This is a genomic window from Allobosea sp. NPDC055353 (assembly GCF_053644975.1).
The window spans coordinates 1-1,507 of record NZ_JBSHMC010000008.1 but is presented as its reverse complement, the minus strand read 5'-3'; the positions used below and the strand labels follow the sequence as shown (position 1 = coordinate 1,507).

Genomic DNA, 1,507 nt, shown 5'->3' with positions numbered 1-1,507 from the left:
TCAAGTAGCAACAAAATCGGTTACACCATCCATCCCTGCGTTGGATATTCCAGCAGAATGAATCCAGTATCATCCTCTGCCATGACTAAGAGTAGAGTACGCCGCTCTCCAAGCCGGCCTGAAAGGGGGCCGGTAACAAACGCTTGGAAGATCGCATGTGTTGCTCCAAACGCCGCAAGCGACAAACCAACAGTCGTGGTGTCCCACTGAAAACGGTCCTCGCCATAGATGACCCATAGAGCCGCAGGCACTTGGCCGATCAGTTGAATGATGAAGAAAACTGCGAAAAGCGCAGCTAGCCCGCGCAATGTATCATCCAGCCGGAACAGAACGAATGGTTTGATGCGAACCGGCTTTCCGGTCCCGCCATGGCTGCGATGAGTCTCCTTGAGAAAAATGCAGGCAAGCAGGAACGCGAAGCCGTTGAGAAGGGCAGCGGCGATAAACGGAGTATGGGCAGAAATACCACCGAGCATACCACCAAGTGCTGGCCCGGCAATCATGCCTGCCCCATAACAGGCCCCCATGTAGCCGAACCAGCGTGCGCGAGAACCTTCCCCCGTCGAATCCGCAATGGTTGAGGCAGCTACAGCTCCGGTTGCGCCCGTGATGCCGGAGACGAGCCGGCCGATATAGAGCACCCATAAGACCGGCGCTGATGCCATAATCGTGTAATCGACTGCGGCTCCCGCAAGGGAAGCCAGAAGCACCGGACGCCGACCGTAAGCATCTGAAAATTGTCCAAGCACGGGCGCGAAGATGACCTGCATCAACGCATAGAGTGACAGCAAGGCACCATAGTGACCAGCGACCTGCTCCGCCGGCACAAGCTCGCGCAGAAGCGTCGGAAGGACCGGCATGATGAGGCCGAGTCCCATGGCGTCGAGACTGACGATCAGCAGGGCGATGATGGCAGAGCTGCGCACCTGAAACTCCAGCGCCGCTCAATGCGAGCGACTTTATCAATGATAAGGACATAGACATAGAACTTATCGGTGATAAATTGTCAAGCGTTGGCGAAGGAACGTGAATGACCAAACTGGACAAGGGCACCGTGATCGCAGCGGCGCTGGAGCTGCTGAACGAGGTTGGCATGGACAACCTGACGACGCGAAAGCTCGCTGAACGCCTCAAGGTTCAGCAGCCTGCGCTTTACTGGCATTTCCAGAACAAGCGCGCGCTGCTTGACGCACTGGCCGAGGCAATGCTGACGGAACGCCACACCCGCTCGCTACCCGAAGAGAACGAAGACTGGCGGCTATTCCTGAAAGAGAACGCCCAGAGTTTCAGAACGGCGTTGCTCTATTATCGCGACGGGGCGCGCATCCATGCCGGCACTCGACCGACAGAACCGAATTTTGGCGCTGCCGAGACACAAATACGCTTTCTCTGCGCGGCGGGCTTTGGTCCGAAGCACGCTGTTTGGGCGCTCCGGGCGGTCAGTCACTATGTGGTCGGTTCCGTTCTCGAGCAGCAGGCATCTGATGCCGATGAGAGAGTTCCGGAC

General features: G+C 57.3%; 1 protein-coding gene and 1 pseudogene. One reads left to right on the top strand and one right to left on the bottom strand.

What is annotated here, in order from left to right:
* Window positions 1-23 precede the first annotated feature (23 nt).
* Window positions 24-926, bottom strand: a pseudogene (locus ACWIEX_RS25280) (TCR/Tet family MFS transporter); the annotation flags it as partial.
* A gap of 104 nt (window positions 927-1,030) precedes the next feature.
* Here ACWIEX_RS25280 and tetR point away from each other — a divergent pair.
* Window positions 1,031-1,507: tetracycline resistance transcriptional repressor TetR (tetR, locus tag ACWIEX_RS25275; RefSeq protein WP_454035653.1), on the top strand; the 477-nt coding region annotated here is incomplete at its 3' end.